The 18,602-nt window shown below is 65.9% G+C and carries 13 protein-coding genes; 9 read left to right on the top strand and 4 right to left on the bottom strand.

What is annotated here, in order from left to right; genetic code table 11:
* Window position 1 precedes the first annotated feature (1 nt).
* The 3 genes from ACPFMA_RS25645 (at window position 2) to speA (ending at window position 3,156) form a co-directional block, all read left to right on the top strand.
* Complete coding sequence (locus ACPFMA_RS25645; protein WP_064301583.1) at window positions 2-538, top strand: NUDIX hydrolase; 537 nt, start codon at window positions 2-4, stop codon at window positions 536-538.
* Window positions 539-734: 196 nt separating this feature from the next.
* Window positions 735-1,106, top strand: coding sequence for a translation initiation factor Sui1 (locus tag ACPFMA_RS25640; protein ID WP_009398733.1), 372 nt, complete (start codon window positions 735-737; stop codon window positions 1,104-1,106).
* A 136-nt stretch (window positions 1,107-1,242) separates the two neighbouring features.
* Window positions 1,243-3,156 carry an arginine decarboxylase gene (gene speA, locus ACPFMA_RS25635; protein WP_009398734.1) on the top strand — a complete coding sequence of 638 codons (1,914 nt, stop codon included), beginning with the start codon at window positions 1,243-1,245 and terminating at the stop codon, window positions 3,154-3,156.
* Window positions 3,157-3,432: 276 nt separating this feature from the next.
* Here the strand turns inward: speA and ACPFMA_RS25630 are convergent, their stop codons facing one another.
* Complete coding sequence (locus ACPFMA_RS25630; protein ID WP_425929050.1) at window positions 3,433-4,782, bottom strand: MATE family efflux transporter; 1,350 nt, start codon at window positions 4,780-4,782, stop codon at window positions 3,433-3,435.
* Between the two features lie 197 nt (window positions 4,783-4,979).
* Between ACPFMA_RS25630 and ACPFMA_RS25625 the strand changes: the two genes are divergently transcribed.
* The gene (locus ACPFMA_RS25625; RefSeq protein WP_425929048.1) at window positions 4,980-9,878 is read left to right on the top strand and encodes an alpha-2-macroglobulin family protein; all 4,899 of its coding nucleotides are present in this window, start codon (window positions 4,980-4,982) and stop codon (window positions 9,876-9,878) included.
* 117 nt (window positions 9,879-9,995) lie between these two features.
* Here the strand turns inward: ACPFMA_RS25625 and ACPFMA_RS25620 are convergent, their stop codons facing one another.
* Window positions 9,996-10,289: a hypothetical protein gene (locus tag ACPFMA_RS25620; protein WP_064301586.1), complete on the bottom strand. Its 294-nt coding sequence runs from the start codon at window positions 10,287-10,289 to the stop codon at window positions 9,996-9,998.
* Between the two features lie 80 nt (window positions 10,290-10,369).
* Here ACPFMA_RS25620 and pbpC point away from each other — a divergent pair, with 80 nt between their 5' ends.
* The 4 genes from pbpC (at window position 10,370) to ACPFMA_RS25600 (ending at window position 16,638) form a co-directional block, all read left to right on the top strand.
* Entirely contained in the window at window positions 10,370-12,724 is a 2,355-nt protein-coding gene (pbpC, locus tag ACPFMA_RS25615; RefSeq protein WP_425929046.1) for a peptidoglycan glycosyltransferase PbpC, read from the top strand.
* 393 nt (window positions 12,725-13,117) lie between these two features.
* Complete coding sequence (locus tag ACPFMA_RS25610; protein ID WP_420058208.1) at window positions 13,118-13,495, top strand: hypothetical protein; 378 nt, start codon at window positions 13,118-13,120, stop codon at window positions 13,493-13,495.
* 56 nt (window positions 13,496-13,551) lie between these two features.
* Entirely contained in the window at window positions 13,552-14,862 is a 1,311-nt protein-coding gene (locus ACPFMA_RS25605; RefSeq protein WP_425929044.1) for a collagen-like triple helix repeat-containing protein, read from the top strand.
* A 105-nt stretch (window positions 14,863-14,967) separates the two neighbouring features.
* Complete coding sequence (locus ACPFMA_RS25600; RefSeq protein ID WP_420058210.1) at window positions 14,968-16,638, top strand: ShlB/FhaC/HecB family hemolysin secretion/activation protein; 1,671 nt, start codon at window positions 14,968-14,970, stop codon at window positions 16,636-16,638.
* Window positions 16,639-16,678: 40 nt separating this feature from the next.
* Here ACPFMA_RS25600 and ACPFMA_RS25595 read toward each other — a convergent pair whose 3' ends face one another.
* Both ACPFMA_RS25595 and ACPFMA_RS25590 read right to left on the bottom strand, forming a co-directional pair.
* Window positions 16,679-17,095 carry a response regulator gene (locus ACPFMA_RS25595; protein WP_425929041.1) on the bottom strand — a complete coding sequence of 139 codons (417 nt, stop codon included), beginning with the start codon at window positions 17,093-17,095 and terminating at the stop codon, window positions 16,679-16,681.
* Between the two features lie 74 nt (window positions 17,096-17,169).
* Window positions 17,170-17,352, bottom strand: coding sequence for a Flp family type IVb pilin (locus ACPFMA_RS25590; RefSeq protein ID WP_009398750.1), 183 nt, complete (start codon window positions 17,350-17,352; stop codon window positions 17,170-17,172).
* A gap of 318 nt (window positions 17,353-17,670) precedes the next feature.
* Here ACPFMA_RS25590 and cpaB point away from each other — a divergent pair, with 318 nt between their 5' ends.
* Complete coding sequence (gene cpaB, locus ACPFMA_RS25585) at window positions 17,671-18,600, top strand: Flp pilus assembly protein CpaB (RefSeq protein ID WP_425929039.1); 930 nt, start codon at window positions 17,671-17,673, stop codon at window positions 18,598-18,600.
* The last annotated feature ends 2 nt before the right edge of the window (window positions 18,601-18,602 follow it).

Raw genomic sequence — 18,602 nt, 5'->3', positions numbered from 1 at the left:
TATGACCATCAGCGCGAAGGAGGCGGCGCATCGCGCGGCCTCCGACCGGGAACAGGTCGCCTGGGTCGATGCCGACGACACCCTGCTCGGCGCCTTGCCGCGCGCCGAGCTGCGCGAGCGCGGCCTGATCGGGCGCTGCACCTTCATCCTCCTGTTCAACAGCGCCGGGCAGTTGTGCATCCACAAGCGCACCCTGAGCAAGGCGCTGTATCCCGGCCACTGGGACGTCGCCGCGGGTGGCATGGTCGCGGCCGGTGAGGAGTACGCCGAATCGGCGGCGCGGGAGCTCGCGGAGGAATTGGGCGTCAGCGGCGTTGCACTGCGTGCGCACGACCGTTTCTTCTTCGATGTACCGGGCAACCGCCTATGGTGCGCAGTGTTCTCGGCGGTGTGGGACGGCCCCTTGCAGCTGCAGCCCGAAGAGGTCAGCGAAGCCCGTTTCGTCAACCCGGAAGTGGTCTGGGAAGAGTCGCTGAGGCTGCCGTATTGTCCTGACTCGCTGGCCGCGCTCGCCAGGGCGCTCGACCGCCAATCCTGACGTCGCGAAATTTGTCCAAATTGGCGCAGTTCTGTACTTAGCAAGCGGCACATTTGCCGTTACACTGCGCGGCCTTTTTACCCTGCCGGGGACGTCCTTCCCGGCAGGTGCGCTGCCCCTGCCAGAGTGGGGCTTCGCGGTCGTGGCCCGCCCGGGTCGGCGACCAGTTTTTTGTCCTCAAACGTGAGGATCAAAAGTGGCCAAGAAAGCCTCGTCATTCTCCGCCCTCGGCGGCCTGGTGTTTTCCACCGATGCAGGTCGGCACTGTCCGGACTGCAGCCAACCCATCGATGCCTGCACCTGCAAGCAGACGGTCATCCCCGAAGGTGATGGCATCGCCCGCGTGCGCCGTGAAAGCAAAGGTCGCGGCGGCAAGACGGTGACCACCATCAGCGGCGTCCCGCTACCCCTGGAACAGCTCAAGGAACTGGCCAGCACCCTGAAACGGCGCTGCGGTACCGGCGGCGCGCTGAAAGACGGCGTCATCGAGATCCAGGGCGACCATGTCGAGCTGTTGCTCGGCGAACTGGTCAAGCAGGGCTTCAAGGCGAAGAAATCCGGCGGCTGATCGCCTGCACCCAGCGTCTAAACTCGTTGCCTTGGGAAGGGTCCAAACCCGAACAGGGAAAATCGTCATTTTCATTTTCTACACTGCGCCATCCCGCATGGCCGGTGTTATCCGACTTTCTTTATAGGGGACTTCGATGTCCGTACGACGCACACGCAAAGACGATGGCAGCCAATGGACCGTGGCCGACAGCCGCAGTGTTTACGGGATTCGCCATTGGGGCGCGGGTTATTTCGCGATCAATGAAGCCGGGCGTGTCGAAGTACGCCCGAACGGTCCGGGCAGCGCGCCGATCGACCTGTACGAGCAGGTCGACGAACTGCGCAAGAGCGGCCTGTCGCTGCCGCTGCTGGTGCGCTTCCCCGACATCCTGCAGGACCGCGTGCGCCAGTTGACCGGCGCCTTCGATGCCAACATTGCGCGCCTGGAATACCAGAACCAGTACACCGCCCTCTACCCGATCAAGGTCAACCAGCAGGAAGCGGTGGTCGAGAACATCATCGCCACGCAGAACGTCTCCATCGGCCTGGAAGCCGGCTCCAAGCCGGAGCTGCTGGCGGTGCTGGCGCTGGCGCCGAAAGGCGGCACCATCGTCTGCAACGGCTACAAGGACCGCGAGTTCATCCGCCTGGCGCTGATGGGCCAGAAGCTTGGCCACAACGTCTTCATCGTCATCGAGAAAGAGTCGGAAGTGGCCCTGGTGATCGAGGAAGCCGCTGAACTCAAGGTCAAGCCGCAGGTTGGCCTGCGCGTGCGCCTGTCGTCGCTGGCATCGAGCAAGTGGGCGGATACCGGTGGCGAGAAATCCAAGTTCGGCCTGTCGGCAGCGCAACTGATCTCGGTGGTCCAGCGCTTCCGTGATGCCGGTCTCGACCAGGGCATCCGCCTGCTGCACTTCCACATGGGCTCGCAGATCGCCAACCTGGCCGACTACCAGCACGGCTTCAAGGAAGCCATCCGCTACTACGGCGAGCTGCGCGCCCTTGGCCTGCCGGTGGACCACATCGATGTCGGTGGCGGCCTGGGCGTGGACTACGACGGCACCCACTCGCGCAATGCCAGCTCGATCAACTACGACATGGACGACTACGCCGGTGTCGTGGTCGGCATGCTCAAGGAGTTCTGCGACGCCCAGGGCCTGCCGCACCCGCACATCTTCTCGGAAAGCGGCCGCTCGCTCACGGCGCATCACGCCGTGCTGGTGATCCAGGTCACCGACGTCGAGAAGCACAACGACGAAGTGCCGACCATCGAGAACAAGGAAGCCTTGCCGGAGACCGTGCAATGGCTGGTCGACCTGCTCGGCCCGACCGATATCGAGATGGTCACCGAAACCTACTGGCGCGCCACCCACTACATGAGCGACGTGGCCGCCCAGTATGCCGACGGCAAGATCAGCCTGTCCGAGAAGGCCCTGGCCGAGCAGTGCTATTTCGCCGTGTGCCGGCGCCTGCACAACTCGCTCAAGGCCCGCCAGCGCTCGCACCGCCAGGTGCTGGACGAACTCAACGACAAGCTGGCCGACAAGTACATCTGCAACTTCTCGGTGTTCCAGAGCCTGCCGGACACCTGGGCCATCGGCCAGGTCCTGCCGATCATCCCGCTGCATCGCCTCGACGAAGAGCCGCTGCGCCGCGCGGTGCTGCAGGACCTCACCTGCGACTCCGACGGCAAGATCAACCAGTACGTGGATGAGCAAAGCATCGAGACCAGCATGCCGGTGCACGCGGTCAACGAAGGCGAGGACTACCTGCTGGGCGTGTTCCTGGTCGGCGCCTACCAGGAGATTCTCGGCGACATGCACAACCTGTTCGGTGACACCGACTCGGTGAACATCTACCAGAACCCGAACGGCAGCGTGTACCACGCCGGCATCGAGACCCACGACACCATCGAGGACATGCTGCGCTACGTGCACCTGTCGCCGGAGGAGTTGATGACTCACTACCGTGACAAGGTGGCCAGCGCCCGGCTCAGCGAACGTGAGCGCACGCAGTTCCTCGATGCCTTGCGGTTGGGGCTGACACGGTCTTCCTACCTGTCGTCGTAAGGCTTTGCCGATGTAGAAAAGGCCCGCTCCCGGGATTCCGGGGGCGGGCCTTTTTCGTGGGCTGATCGGGTAGCCACAGGGTTCTCTGTCAACCACGAGATCCGACTCGACTCGGTCAATGTGGGAGCGGGTTTACCCGCGATAGCATCAGTGAATTCAGCATCGCAATCGCGGGTAAACCCGCTCCCACAGGGTCCGTGTCAAACCCGCCTCCTGAGGCTGGCCGAGAACCCTGTGGGAGCTGGCTTGCCAGCGATGAGGCCAATGGCCGCACCCTCAATTCATGCCCTGTACAAACCACCCACCCCGCTGCTGCAACCGCCACCCCATCACCCCGAGCGTTACTCCGCGCACCGCCATGAACAACAGGAATGCCAGCCACAACCCATGGTTCCCCAGGTCCCGCGCCATCCAGGCGAAGGGCAGGGCAATCACCACGCTGAGCAACATCGCATCGCGCATTTCCCGTGCTCGCGTGGCGCCGATGAACAAGCCGTCAAGCACATAGCTCCACACTGCGATCAACGGCAGTAGCGCCAGGTACGGCAGGTATTCGAACGCCGTCTGGCGCACGCTGGGGATATCGGTCTGCATGGCGATGAACAGGTGCCCGCCAAACATGAACAGCGCGGCAAAGCCAAGGCTGGCAATCAGCGACCAGCCACTGGCTACCGTCAGCGAGCGCCGCAGCGCGTCCCGGTTTCCCGCGCCGATGGCGTGTCCGCATAGTGCTTCCACTGCGTGGGCCAGGCCATCCAGTGCATAGGCCGTCACCAGCAAGCCGTTGAGCAGCAGCGCATTGGCCGCCACCGTGGCCTCACCCAGCCGCGCGCCCTGCACCGTGATCAGGAAGAACACCCCCTGCAAGGCCAGGCTGCGGATAAAGATGTCGCGGTTGACGCTGAGCATCGGCCGCCAGTTCTGCCAGCGCGCCAGCAGCGGCCACACCACCCGCCCCGGATAGGCGCGCAGCGAAGGCCGTGTCAGCGCCAGGCCGAGCAGGGCCGCGGCCCATTCCGAGATCACCGAGGCGCGCGCCGAGCCGACCACGCCCCAATCAAGGCCGAGCACGAACCACAGGTTGAGGACGATATTCAGCAGGTTGGTGGTCAGCAGGATCATTAACGGTGCCCGGGCGTTCTGCGTGCCGAGGAACCAGCCGACCAGGGCGTAAGTCGCCAATGCTGCAGGCAGGCCGAGCAGGCGGGTGGTGAAGAAGTCCTGCGTGCCCTGTGCCAGCTCCGCGCCTGGTTGCATCAGGCCAAGGGCCAGGTGGCTGAGGGGGATCGCCAGCAGGCCGAGGGCGAGGGCGAAGAACAGGGCCAGGCTCAGGCCCTGCACCAGCACCTGGCGCAGGCCGTCGCCGTCCGAGCGGCCGGCAGCCTGGGCGGCGAAGCCGGTGGAGCCCATGCGCAGGAAGCCGAGTACCCCCACCAGCAGGGTGTACAGGCTGGCGCCGACCGCCACCGAGCCGAGCTGGTGGGCATGGGGCAGGTGGCCGATGACCGTGCTGTCGACCAGGGCCACCAGCGGCACCGAGATGTTCGACAGGATCATCGGCGCGGCCAGGGCCCAGACCTTGTGGTGGGTGGGGCGGTGGCGCCAGTCGGTCAACAGAAGAGACATTCGCGAGGTCCTTGTGAGTATCGGGACCGCGAGGCAGCCGCAAAAGCACCACCGCGCAACCCAAGCCGACCATTCTACCCACCTGACGGCACTTTGCTCGGTGAACCCTGTCTCACCTCGGCAGCGTTCCCCGGTGAAACCGTGGACCTTGATATATAGTTTCCCGTCTGCCCCTGTTGCCCCGAGAGCTTTCTCCCATGCTGAACAAAGGATTGTGGCTGGCCTGCGCGCTGGCGTTGCTGAGTGCCTGCGACTCGTCTTCCCCCGACAAACCTGCTCCCGCGCCTGCCGAAAAAGCCGCCGGCCCGGCCGCCAATGCGCCGAAGGTCGATGAGGCGACCCTGGCCCAGCGCTACGCCGGCCGCGAGCTGAACGTGGTGGACGTCTCGGAGGTCCAGGTCGATGGCGCCAGCGCCCTGTCGGTCACCTTCTCCGCACCGCTCGAAGCCGACCAGCGCTTCGCCGAGCGCCTGCACCTGGTGGACACCACCAAGGGCAAGGTCGATGGCGCCTGGGAGCTGTCCGACAATCGCATGGAGTTGCGCCTGCGCCACCTCGAGCCGCAGCGCAAGCTGGTCCTGACCATCGACGCCGGCCTGCGCAGCATCAATGGCAACCAGTTGGCCAACGAATACATCAGCCGCCTGGAAACCCGCGACATGCAGCCGAGCATCGGCTTCGCCAGCCGTGGCTCGCTGCTGCCGACCCGCCTGGCCGAGGGCTTGCCGGTGATCGCCCTGAACGTGAACAAGGTCGAGGTGGAGTTCTTCCGGATCAAGCCCGAGTCGCTGCCCAGCTTCCTCGGCGCCTGGGGCCGCAACAGCTCGTTGCAGAGCTATGAAGCCAACGACCTGCTGCCCATGGCCGACCTGGTCTATGCCGGGCGCTTCGACCTCAACCCGCCGGCCAATACCCGCGAGACCCTGCTGCTGCCCATGGCCGGGATCAAGCCATTGCAGGAAGCCGGGGTGTACCTGGCGGTAATGCGCGAGGCCGGCACCTATAACTACTCGCAGCCGGCGACCCTGTTCACCCTCAGCGATATCGGCCTCTCGGTGCACCGCTACAGCAACCGCCTGGATGTCTTCACCCAGGCCCTGGAAGGCGGCAAGGCGCTGGGTTCGATCGACCTCGACCTGCTCGACCACGACGGCAAGGTGCTCGCCCAGGGCAAGACCGACAGTGACGGCCATGCGCAACTGCCGCTGCCGCCCAAGGCCGATCTGCTGCTGGCGCGCCAGGGCGCCAACACCACGCTGCTGCGTCTGAACAGCGCCGCCCTCGACCTCTCCGAATTCACCGTCACCGGCCCCCAGGCCAACCCGCTGCAGTTCTTCGTGTTCGGCCCGCGTGACCTGTATCGTCCAGGCGAAACCGTCCTGCTCAACGGCCTGCTGCGCGACCAGGATGGCAAGCCGGTGAAGAGCCAGCCGATCAATGTGGAAGTGCGTCGCCCGGATGAGCAGGTCAGCCGCAAGTTCGTCTGGGAGGCGGACGCCAACGGTTTCTATCAGTACCGCTTGCAACTGGCCGGCGAAGCGCCGACCGGACGCTGGCAATTGCTCTTCGACCTCGGCGGCGGGCATCAGCAGGTCTACGAAGTGCTGGTGGAAGACTTCCTGCCCGAGCGCCTGGCCCTGGAACTGAAGGGCAGCGACACCCCGCTGAGCCCGGATGAAACCGCCGAGATCAGCGTCAATGGCCGTTACCTCTATGGCGCTCCGGCGGCGGGCAATCGCCTCAGCGGCCAGGTCTACGTTCGGCCGCTGCGCGAGGCGGTACCGGCGCTGCCTGGCTACCAGTTCGGCTCGGTCACCGAAGAAGACCTGAGCCACGATCTGGAGCTGGAAGAATCCACCCTCGACGCCGACGGTGAAGCCACCATCGCTATCGCCAGCGAATGGGCCGAGGCCCGTTCGCCGCTGCAGCTCACCGTACAGGCCAGCCTGCAGGAGTCCGGTGGCCGTCCGATCACCCGGCGCCTGGAGCAGCCGATCTGGCCGGCGGATCACCTGCCGGGCCTGCGTGGCCTGTTCGACGGCGAGGAAACCGACGGCGATGCGCCGGTGGAAATCGAACTGCTGATGGCCGACCGCGACGGCAACAAGCTGGCCGCCGACAACCTGCGCGTGCGCCTGGTCCGCGAGCGCCGCGACTACTACTGGAACTACTCGCAGAGCGACGGCTGGAGCTACAACTTCAACGAAAAATACCTCACCGAAAGCGAGCAGAGCGTCAGCGTGCCGAAGGGCAGCACCACCAAGCTGAGTTTCCCGGTGGAGTGGGGCCCGTACCGGGTCGAAGTGGAAGATCCGGAAACCGGGGTCACCAGCAGCCTGCGCTTCTGGGCCGGATACCGCGCCCAGGACAACGCCGACGGTGGCGCGGTGCGTCCCGACCAGGTGCGCCTGGCCCTGGACAAGCCGGCCTACAACGACGGCGACACGGCCAAGGTCACCGTCACCCCGCCCGCAGCCGGCAAGGGCTACCTGATGGTGGAAGGTGGCGACGGTCCGCTGTGGTGGCAGGAAATCGACGTGCCCGCCGAGGGCAAGGCCTTCGATATCAAGCTCGACCCGAAATGGGCCCGGCATGACCTCTATATCAGTGCCCTGGTGATCCGCCCCGGCGAGCGCAAGGCCAATGTCACGCCCAAGCGTGCCGTGGGCGTGCTGCACCTGCCGCTGGATCGCGCGCAGCGCAAGCTGGCCGTGACCCTCGAAGCTCCCGAAAAGATGCGTCCCAAGCATCCGCTGACCGTGAACATCCAGGCGCGCAATGCCGACGGCAGCGTACCGAAGCAGGTTCAGGTGCTGCTGGCGGCGGTGGACGTGGGCATCCTCAATATCACCAGCTACGTCACCCCGGACCCGTTCACCGGCATGTTCGGGCGCAAGGCCTATGGCGCCGACCAACTGGATATCTACGGTCAGTTGATCGAGGCCGGCCAGGGTCGCCTGGCCAGCCTGGCCTTCGGCGGTGACGCCGGCATGGCCAAGGGCGGCAAGCGCCCGGACACCAGCGTGACCATCGTCGCCCTGCAAAGCGCCCCGGTGAGCCTGGACGCCGATGGCAAGGGCCAGGCCACGGTGGACATCCCCGACTTCAACGGCGAACTGCGCCTGATGGCCCAGGCCTGGAGCGAGGACCGCTTCGGCGTGGCCGAAGCCAAGACCGTGGTCGCCGCACCGCTGATCGCCGAACTGTCGGCGCCACGCTTCCTCGCCGGTGGCGACCGCACCAGCCTGGCCCTGGACCTGTCCAACCTGTCCGGCCAGGACCAGACCCTCGCCGTGGCCCTGGCCACCGAAGGCCAACTGGACCTGCTCGGCTCGTCGCATCAGTCGCTCAAGCTCAAGCAGGGCCAGCGCGTCACCTTGAAGATCCCGGTGCAGGCCACCGGCGGCTATGGCCAGGGTCGTGTCACCGTGCGCGTCGATGGCCTGGTGCTGCCGGGCGAAACCGATACCGGCTTCTCCCGCGACTGGACCCTGGGCATCCGCCCGGCCTACCCGGCGCAGCTCAAGCATTACCGTGTGGCGCTGAACGGCGGCGAGCCCTGGACCCTGCCCGAGCAGGACCTGGCGACCTTCGAACCGGCCGGCCTGGAGGGCACCCTGGCGCTGTCCAGCCGTCCGCCGCTGAACCTCGCCGAGCAGATCCGCGCACTGAAGGCCTACCCCTATGGCTGCGCCGAGCAGACCACCAGCGGCCTGTACCCGTCGCTCTACGCCGATGCCGCGACCCTCAAGCGCCTGGGCATCACCGGCGAGCCGGCAGACGAGCGCAAGCGCAAGATCGAAATCGGCATCGAGCATTTGCTGGGCATGCAGCGCTACAACGGCAGCTTCGGCCTGTGGAGTTCCGACGGCGAGGAAGAATACTGGCTGACCGCCTATGTCACCGACTTCCTCCTGCGCGCCCGCGACCAGGGCTTCGCCGTGCCGCCCGAGGCGCTGAAGAAGGCCAGCGAGCGCCTGCTGCGCTATGTGCAGGAGCGCAACCTGATCGAGGTCAACTACAGCGAGAATGCCGAGCACAGCCGCTTCGCCGTGCAGGCCTACGCAGCGCTGGTGCTGTCGCGCAGCAAGCAGGCACCGCTGGGTGCCTTGCGCAGCCTGTTCGAGCGCCGTGCCGATGCCCGGTCCGGCCTGCCGCTGGTACAACTGGCGATCGCCCTCGACACCATGGGCGACAAGCCGCGGGCCGAGCAGGCGTTGCTTGCCGGACTTGCCGCAGGTCGCGGTAAGGGCTGGCTGGCCGACTACGGCAGCTCGCTGCGTGATCAGGCGCTGATCATCGCCCTGCTCGACGAATACAAGCTGGCGAGCAAGGACATCCCGGACCGCCTGTTCAAGCTGTCCGACCAATTGGCTGGCAGCCAGTGGCTCTCGACCCAGGAACGCAATGCCCTGTTCCTTGCCGGTCGTGGCCTGGCGCAGCAGCCGGAAGGCAAGTGGAGCGCGCAACTGGACAGCGCCGGGCAGACCCGTGAACTGGGTCCGGAACAATCCGGCCTGCACCTGGAGGGGCCGCTGCTGGCCTCGCCGCTGAGCGTGCGCAATGACGGCGACCAGACCCTGTACCAGCGCCTGACCCTGTCCGGTTACCCACGCCAGGCACCGCCGGCCAGCGGCAACAACATGAGCATCCGCCGCGAATACCTGGGCATGAATGGCCAGGCGCTGGACCTGAAGTCGCTGGAGAGTGGCGACCTGGTGCTGGTGCACCTGGCGATCCAGGCCAAGGAGCGGGTTCCCGATGCACTGGTGGTTGACCTGCTGCCGGCGGGGCTGGAGCTGGAGAACCAGAACCTTGCGCAAAGCGCCGCCAGCCTGGACAACGCCAGCAGCGCGGTGAAGCAATGGCGCGAGGCGATGGAGAACGCCAATGTGGTGCACCAGGAGTATCGCGATGACCGCTACGTCGCCGCGCTCAATCTGGATGGCTATGGCACCACCCACCTGCTGTACCTGGCGCGGGCGGTGACCCCGGGCAGCTACCGGATTCCGCCGGCGCAGGTGGAGTCGATGTACCGGCCGGACTGGCAGGCGGTGGGGGAGAGTGCCGGGGAGATGGTCATCAAGGGCCGCTGAGGAGCGGCTTGCACCGAACCCTGTGGGAGCGGGTTTACCCGCGATTGCGATAGTGGATCCAGCACCGCAATCGCGGGTGAACCCGCTCCCACAGGGGCCTTGTCAGCCCTCAGGATCTCAATGCACCACCCAACTCAACACCCACAACCCCAGCAGTGCCCAGATGATCCCGGCAATCACCGATGCCCGCATGAACGCCCGCACCGCCGAATACAGCAGGATCAAGCCGATGATCAGGATCAGGATGCTGATCAGCGACGTATCCATGCCCAGCGTGCTCGCCAGCCCGTCGATGAACTTCGTCCCGGCATTGGCCAGCATGGCGAACAGGCCGCTCAGCAAATCCACCACGAACCTGATCGCCGCGCCCAGCGCTTGCCCCAGCCACTCGAAAAAACCTTCTACCTGCATGGTCGTGTCCTGATGATCGTCACAGCATTGGTGCTGCCTTCCAGCCTTTGGCCATTATCGGGCCGCCTCGGTTCCCGTGCATGTTCAGCTTAGCCCTGCCACGTGGGCGCAAGGCCCGGCTGGCGAGTATCGCAGCCTTGTCGGCGGTTGGCCTGGTCGCGTTGCTGTGGCTGGCCGACCGCCTCTGGCCGCTGCCGCTGCCGGCCGATGACCTGGCCCGCGTGGTGCTGGCCGAGGACGGCACGCCCTTGTGGCGCTTCGCCGATGCCGATGGCGTGTGGCGCTATCCCGTGTCGGTGGATGACGTCTCGCCGCTTTACCTGCAAGCCCTGCTGACCTACGAGGACCGCTGGTTCTACAGCCATCCCGGGGTCAATCCGCTGGCCCTCGGTCGTGCCGCCTGGCAGAACCTCAGCGGTGGCCGGGTACTGTCCGGGGGCAGCACCCTGTCGATGCAGGTGGCGCGCCTGCTCGACCCTCATGCGCGCACCTTGCCCGGCAAGTTGCGCCAGCTTTGGCGCACCGTGCAACTGGAGTGGCACCTGTCCAAGCGCGAGATCCTCGAGATCTACCTCAACCGCGCGCCCTTTGGTGGCACCTTGCAAGGCGTGGCGGCGGCGAGCTGGGCTTACCTTGGCAAGGCGCCGCAACAACTGACCCCCGCCGAGGCCGCGCTGCTGGCGGTGTTGCCCCAGGCACCCAGCCGCCTGCGCCCGGATCGTCATCCGCAGCGCGCCACGGCGGCCCGGGACAAGGTCCTGCAACGCCTGGGCGACTATCAGGTGTGGCCGCCGCAGCGGATCCGTGAAGCCATGGAAGAACCGCTGCTCCTCGCGCCGCGCCAGGAGCCGGCCCTGGCCCCGCTGCTGGCCCGGCGCCTGAATCGTCCCGACAGCCCGCCGCTGATCCGCACTACCCTGGATGCCTCGCTGCAGCGCCGCCTCGAGGACCTGCTCGGCGGCTGGCGCGCGCGCCTGCCCGAGCGCACCTCGGCGGCGATCCTGGTGGTGGAATCCGAAACCATGGCGGTGCGTGCCTACCTCGGCTCGATCGACCTCAACGACGAGCGCCGCTTCGGCCATGTCGATATGGTCAGTGCCTGGCGCTCGCCTGGCTCGACCCTCAAGCCGTTCCTCTATGGCATGGCGATGGACGATGGCCTGATCCATTCCGAATCGCTGCTGCAGGACGTACCGCGGCGCTACGGTGACTACCGCCCCGGCAACTTCTCCATGGGATTCAGCGGGCCGGTGGCGGCCAGTTCGGCCTTGTCGCTGTCGCTCAACCTGCCGGCGGTGCAATTGCTTGAAGCCTACGGCCCCAAGCGCTTCGCCGCGCAACTGCGTGCCGGTGGCATTGCGATCAGCCTGCCGGCACTGGCCGAGCCCAACCTGTCGTTGATCCTTGGTGGCGGCGGCAGTCGCCTCGAAGACCTGGTCGCCGGCTACAGCGCCTTCGCCCGCGACGGCATGAGCGCCAGCCTGCGCCTGCAACCGGATGCACCGCTGGTGCAGCGGCGCATGCTTTCGCCCGGCGCGGCATGGATCGTCCGGCGCATCCTCAGCGGCCAGGCACGACCGGACCGCGATCCCCACGCCGAACTGGTGCAGCGCCCGCAACTGGCCTGGAAAACCGGTACCAGCTACGGCTTCCGCGACGCCTGGTCGATCGGCGTCGGCCCGCGTTACCTGATCGGCGTATGGATCGGCCGTCCCGACGGCACGCCGGTACCGGGCCAGTTCGGCCTGGCCTCGGCGGCACCGTTGATGCTGCAGGTGCACGATGTATTGAGCAACCGCGACAGCCAGCGCGGCATTCGCCCGCCGGTTCCGCCGGTGCCGGCCAGCGTCGGCGTTGCGGCGATCTGCTGGCCGCTGGGCCAGCCGCTGGCGCGCAGCGACAGCAACTGCCGGCGCCAGCGTTTTGCCTGGACCCTCGACGGCACCACCCCGCCGACCCTGCTGGCGCAGGACCAGCCGCTGGGCTTGGGGTTGCTGGAGCGGGTCTGGGTCAACGACCAGGGCCTGCGCGTCGATGCCACTTGCCCCGGTGCGCAATCGCGGGATATCGCGCTCTGGCCGGCACCGCTGGAGCCCTGGTTGACCAAGGCCGAGCGGCGCGAGGCACGCTTGCCGGCGATCGATCCGGGCTGTGCGCCGCAAGTGCCGGCCACGGCGCCACCCTTGTCCATCGTCGGGGTCCGTCAGGGCGACCAATTGCGCCGCCCTGTCACCAGTCGCGAGGTGCTGCAGCTGGATGTTTCCGCCCTGGGCGGTGATGGTCAGCGCTGGTGGTTCCTCAATGGCGCGCCCCTGGGCGAGACCAGTGGCCAGGAAGCGCTCAAGGCCCGTTTCGAACAGGTCGGGCAATACGAACTCAGCGTGCTCGATGCCAGCGGCCAGACCGCGCGCCTGACCTTCCGGGTCAGTGACTGAACCCCGTGGGCGGCTCGCAAGTGCGCAGGAACTGGCGCCAGATACCCGTCAAATGGTTATAGCGCTAAAGTCGAAATGCCATCATTTCGGCTGCTGTCGATACTCAACGCATTGAATCTGAAGACTTTTTAGCGGACCAAAAAACCTATAGGACGGGTTAATACCAAGTTCAGAATTGTTACACCACGCGCGGCGGACTGAGATAGCTGCACAGGTCGTGGAAGTTCTATCGAGGGGCTTCCACATCCAATAAAAGCAGCGGCAGCGAAAGCACAGGAGTCGCCATGAAAACTCAAGCGTGGATCAAGGCAAGCACGGCACTGGCAATGGTTCTGGCAATCAGCCTCTCGGCGGGTTGCAGCAGTGGTGGCGGTGGTCACCATAGCGCGGTGGATGGCTCGTCGCCGACGGATGGCGGGGCGGGTGGTGGCGACGGCGGTACTGGCGGTGGCACGGGTGGCGGTGACGGTGGTACCGGAGGCGGTACTGGCGGCGGCGACGGTGGTACCGGAGGCGGCACTGGCGGTGGCGACGGCGGTACCGGAGGCGGCACGGGTGGCGGTGACGGCGGTACCGGAGGCGGTACTGGCGGTGGCACTGGCGGCGGTACCGGAGGTGGCACGGGCGGCGGCACTGGCGGCGGTACCGGAGGCGGTACTGGCGGTGGCACTGGCGGCGGTACCGGAGGTGGCACGGGTGGTGGTACTGGCGGTGGTGGTACGGGGGGCGGCGATGGTGGCGGCACCGGCGGTGGCACCACCAACCCGCTGATCGTCGGCCAGGTCGTCGGCCAGGTTGGTGGTGGTGTCTCTGGTCTAGGCACTACGGTGAGCAGCCTTGGAACTGTCGTCAATTCGGTGCCGATAGTCGGCGCGACCAATGCCGGAGGGCTGGTAGATGGCGCAGGCCAAGCAGTCAACGATATTGGCACCGGGCTCACCAACGGGCTCGGCCAGCTTGGCACCGGCAACAATGCGATCGGCACGACCCTGGCGGGTGTCGGCACTGGCGTCGGCTCGTTGGGCGAAGGCATCCAGGCCGTAGCTGGCAGCTCCGCCATCGAGCAGGTGCCGCTGGTGGGTGGCGTGCTCGGTGGGGTTGGCGAGAACGTGACCATGATTGGCAACACCCTCACCACCCAGAGCACCAGCGGGCCGCTCGGCAGCGCTACCCAGCGGTTGAGCGATGCAGCGGTGCAGGTGGTGTCGTTGGTGGAAAACACCACGGGCAACCTGGGCAAGGCGACCGGTCTCGGCACGCCGCTGGATGGCGCGCTGCAGCAAGTTGGCGGCGTGGTGAGCAAGGTGGGGCAGACTGTCACCAGCGCGGGTAATGGCAACCCTGTCACCACAGGTGTCGGCGGGTTGCTCACCAACGTCGGCGGCGCTACTGGCACCGCGGGCGGGTTGGTCGGCGATGGTGCCGCAGGTGGTTCCACCGGCCTGCTGGAAACCGTCGGTGGCGTGGTCGCCGGGGCAGGTAGCGGGTTGACCTCGGGTACCAACAACACTGTGGTCGGCAGCGCGGGCACCACCACCACCGGGCTGGGCAATACCGTGGCCTCTCTGGGCACCGTGCTCGGTGGCAATGGCGTAGCCAGCAGCAGCGCGGCGGCGCCGGCAGCGGCCCTCACCAACACGGTCAGTGGCGCAGTGACGCCGGTGGTCAACACCGTCGCTGGCGTGACCCAGCAGGTGGGCGCGACAACCACGCTGGGCGCTCCGCTCAAAAGTGTGCTCGGCCAGGTTGGCGGTGCGGTCAGCGGCCTTGGCGGACAACTGGCGGGCGCGACCAACAACCCGATCGTGGACAATCTTGCTGCCACTGTTGGTGCGGTCGGTGCGACCGTTACCCAGAGCGGTGGCCTGGTGAATGGCCAGCCTGCGTCCGGTGGCGTCGGCACCGGCCTCGGCGGAGTGGTCAATACCGTAACCAGCGCCTTGGGCGGCACTGGCGGAGCCACTGGCGGTCTCGGCACTACGGTCGGTGGGGTGGTCAACAGCGTGACCGGTGCCCTGGGCGGGGCCACCATCGGAGTCGGGGCTGGTGCGGGCGTCGGGGCCGGAGCCGGAGCCAGCACCACCGGTAGCGGCGGCCTGCTCAACGGCGTCGGTGGCCTGCTGGGCACCCAGAAGTAAAAAGCCATCACCCTTGTTAGAAAATTTTACGAGCAACACCTACGCTTGAGTCTGACGAGGGAACCGTCTTGGTTCCCTCGTACTTTTCAGGACATGGAGTGCCGTATGCGATCGATGGCCATCGCGCTGGTGAGTCTTTCCTGGGTCAGCGCGCTGCAGGCGGAGCCGCTCCCAAGCTATCTGAACAGTAACGAAACGGAGCGCAACCTGCCGGCGCCCAACCTGCCGGCCGATGCGTTCAGGCCGGTCACACCGAAGCTACAGGTGCCGACCCCCTCGGCAACACAAGCCCAGCCGCTGATGATGAACACCAAGGTGCTGATCCACCGGGTGCGCATCGAGGGTGGCACCGTCTACCCGCTGGACGAACTGCGGCAGAACTACCAGGGCCTTCTCGATCGCGAGGTCACCGTGGGTGAACTGATCGAAGCGACCCGCCGCGTGACCCAGCGCTACCAGCAGGACGGCTACCTGCTTTCCTACGCTTTCCTCCCGGTGCAGGATTTCGCCGAAGGGCGCCTGCGCGTGGTGCTGGTCGAAGGCTATATCCGGGATTATGAATTGCAGGGCGATGTCGGCCGGGTTTCCGCCTACCTCGACAAGCTGGCCGCCAAGCTCAAGGCCGAGCGTCCGCTGACGCGCAAGACCTTCGACCGCTACACCTCCCTGATGAGCCGGGTACCCGGCATTACCCTGCAGGCCCAGGTGCCGCCGCCGGGAACCACCGACGGTGCGAGCAAGATGCTGGTGCAGGCCTCGCGCAAGCCCTTCACCACCACCATGAACCTCACCGACGGCAGCCGTGATGACGTCCAGGCGCTGTTCGGTGCCAACAGCAATGCGCAAACCGCCTGGGCCGAGCAACTGAGTGTGAGCGCGCTGTTTCCGCCAGGTGACGACAAGGAGCATTACCTGCGCGTCGACTATTCGCAGAGCCTCGACAGCGAGGGCACCCAGCTCATGCTGTCCGGCTCCCGATACCGTAGCGATCCCAAGGCGGTGGTGCGCCTGGCCAACAATGTCGACCTCAAGCAGCATCGCGAGAACGACCGCTATTCCATTGGCCTGAGCCATCCACTGATCGCTTCGCCCAATGAATGGTTGAGCCTATCGGCGCGCTTCTACGCGGTGGACGACACCACCGATTACCGCGTCGTCGGCTTCCCGTTGAAGATCAGCACCAGCACCGATATCCGCGCCCTGGCCTTCGAGGGCGACTGGCGCAAGGCTACCGACACCCGTCTGCGCATTCTGAGCGCCGGTGTGTACCAGGGCCTCGATCACTTCGGGGCCAGGACCAACGCCGGATACGACCTCGACTTTTTCCGCCTGCGCCTTTCCGGCGTGCAAAGCGACCGCTTCCTGGAAAGCTGGCAGGGCGTTGCGTCCGCAGCGTTCTACTGGACCGACGACAACCTCGCCGACAGTGAGCGAGCGGTATTCGGCGGGCAGAACTTCGGGCGTGGCTACCCGGTGGACCAGGCTTCCGGGGACAAGGGCTGGGGGGCTGCCTATGAAGTCAACTACAGCTTCAAGCGCGATGGCGACTGGGTGAAACTGCTGCAACCCTACGTGGTGCTGGACGCGGCGCGGGCCTGGTTCAACGAACTGGACGTGCAGGATTCACGCATGTCCTCGGCGGCGCTGGGCCTGCGTTTCGGCGATGCGCACTACTACAACATCTCGCTGGAGGTGGCCAAACCGATGTCCGATATCGCCCTGGACAGCTTCAACCGGCGGCCGCGGTTTACCGTGAGTTTCAGTTATCAGCTGTGAGCCATCGTTCCTACGGATCCGGTCTCCGGCGGTGAGCGGGTCAGTGCACCGCCCGCTTGCCCTGGGAGACATCCAGCGCAAACAGGTTGCCCAGCGTCTCCAGCAAGCGGATGTGGTAGATGGGCTTGCGAAACAGGTCCAGCACTTCCAGTTTCCTGAGCTCGCCGACCACGTCGGGGTCGGCATGCCCGGTGGTGACGATCACCGGCAGGTGCTGGCGTGCGGTGTGTTCGCGCAGGCGTTTGATCAGGGAAATACCGGATTCTTCCGGCATGTTCAGGTCGGTGATGACCAGGGCGATATCCGGGTGTCGGGTCAGCTGCTGGAGCGCAACCTTCACCGAGGTGGCGACATGACAACGAAAGCCGTGGTTTTCCAGTAGTTCCGCCAGTTCCAGCAATGCTTCCTCTTCATCGTCCACCAAAAGCAACTGTTCACGTGGCTGCGAAGCTGGCATGGCGCGGTCCTGTCAGGCAGTTGCAGTGAGCCGGCGGGGAACGGCGTGCTCGCCCCGCCGGACGATCATCGACATCAGCTTGGCAAGGCGCCCTGGATACTGGTGAAGATGGAGGTGACTCCCTCGGAAATGGTCGGTACGAACGCCACCAGCGCCACCGCGACCATGGCCGCGACCAATGCGTACTCGATACCCGATGCGCCGTCCGTGCGCTGGCAGAACGTCCGAATGGATTGAATGATCTTTCTTACCGACATGATGTAGCTCCTTGCGCCAGAAGGCCGTAACACGGGGGCATACATGATTCCCCTTCGCCATCAGAGCATCGTCAAGAGATAACACCTGAGCAAATGTAAGAAAGCATTAACCCGAAAGTGATAGCGCAAAGCCGACGTCAATAAGCCGTTGTTTTCAGAACGTGATGCACGTCACAAGGAAAATTTTGCCGTGCCGTAATGGCGTTTTGTCCTAGCTGGACTACCGTGAAATAGCGAAATAGTTACTTCCAAATGTGAGCGGGTGGGCCTGTTAAACAAGAAGTCACGGGCTGCGGTACAAGGCAGGGAGGGCCAGCCATGAGCAGTCGCATCACCTTGATTCTTGCCGGACTGTTTCTCTTGGGGGCGATCATTGCCGGGTACTGGGGCATGGTCCTGAGCAAACATCCGGAACCTTCCGCACCCGTCGCCCAACCGGCAGCCCAGCCGGTCACCCAGGTGGTCAACAACGCCCAGGACGAACTGCGCAAACCCGTGGTGGTGCTGCGCCGCGACGTCGCCGCCAACCAGCCGCTGAACCCCGATGCCCTCGCTGTCGAGCGCCTGCTGGTGGCGCCCGCCGGTAGCTTCCAGACCCTTGAACAGGTTGCCGGGCGCAGCCCCCGGCGCGACCTGCCGGCCGGTACCTGGCTGGAGGAAAGCAGCTTCGAGGCCGGCGGCCCGCTGGCGCGGATGATCGAACCAGGCGAGCGCGCCCTGACCGTGGCGGTCGATGAGGTCAGTGGAGCCGCCGGTTACCTGCGCCCGGGCGACTACGTGGATGTGCTGGTGTTCCTGCGTGAAGAAACGGACAACCCGCTGGCCAGCGCGCAGGTGGTGGTGCCTGCGTTACGGGTCCTGAGTGTCGGCCAGCAGATCGGCGTGGCCAGGGACGGGCGTTCCGCCGAGCCGGTCGATCCCGATCCCAAGGTCCGCGAGGAAAAACGCCGGACTCCGGCGCGCACCGTGGTGCTGGCCGTGCCCGAGGTGCTCGCCAGCCGCCTGACCCTGGCCGCCCAGGCCGGCAAGCTGGGCCTGACAGTACGCAGTGCCGAAGAAAAGTCGCTCGCGGATTTCTGGGCCGATCCGAAAACCGCGGTGCGTGCCGCAGACGATGCCAATCGCCAGCTCTACCGTTTCAACCAGTTGGCAATGACCGCGCCGGCGCCCGTGCCGGTGGCCGCCTCGGCACCCAGGCGCGGGATCGAGATCATTCGCGGCGCGCAAACGTCCGAGTCACTTCACTGAAT

Source organism: Pseudomonas sp. NyZ201, from assembly GCF_049860765.1.
Classification (GTDB): Bacteria; Pseudomonadota; Gammaproteobacteria; order Pseudomonadales; family Pseudomonadaceae; genus Aquipseudomonas; species Aquipseudomonas bharatica.
Note: the sequence above shows the minus strand (reverse complement) of the source record. Positions and strands in the feature narration are given on the sequence as shown.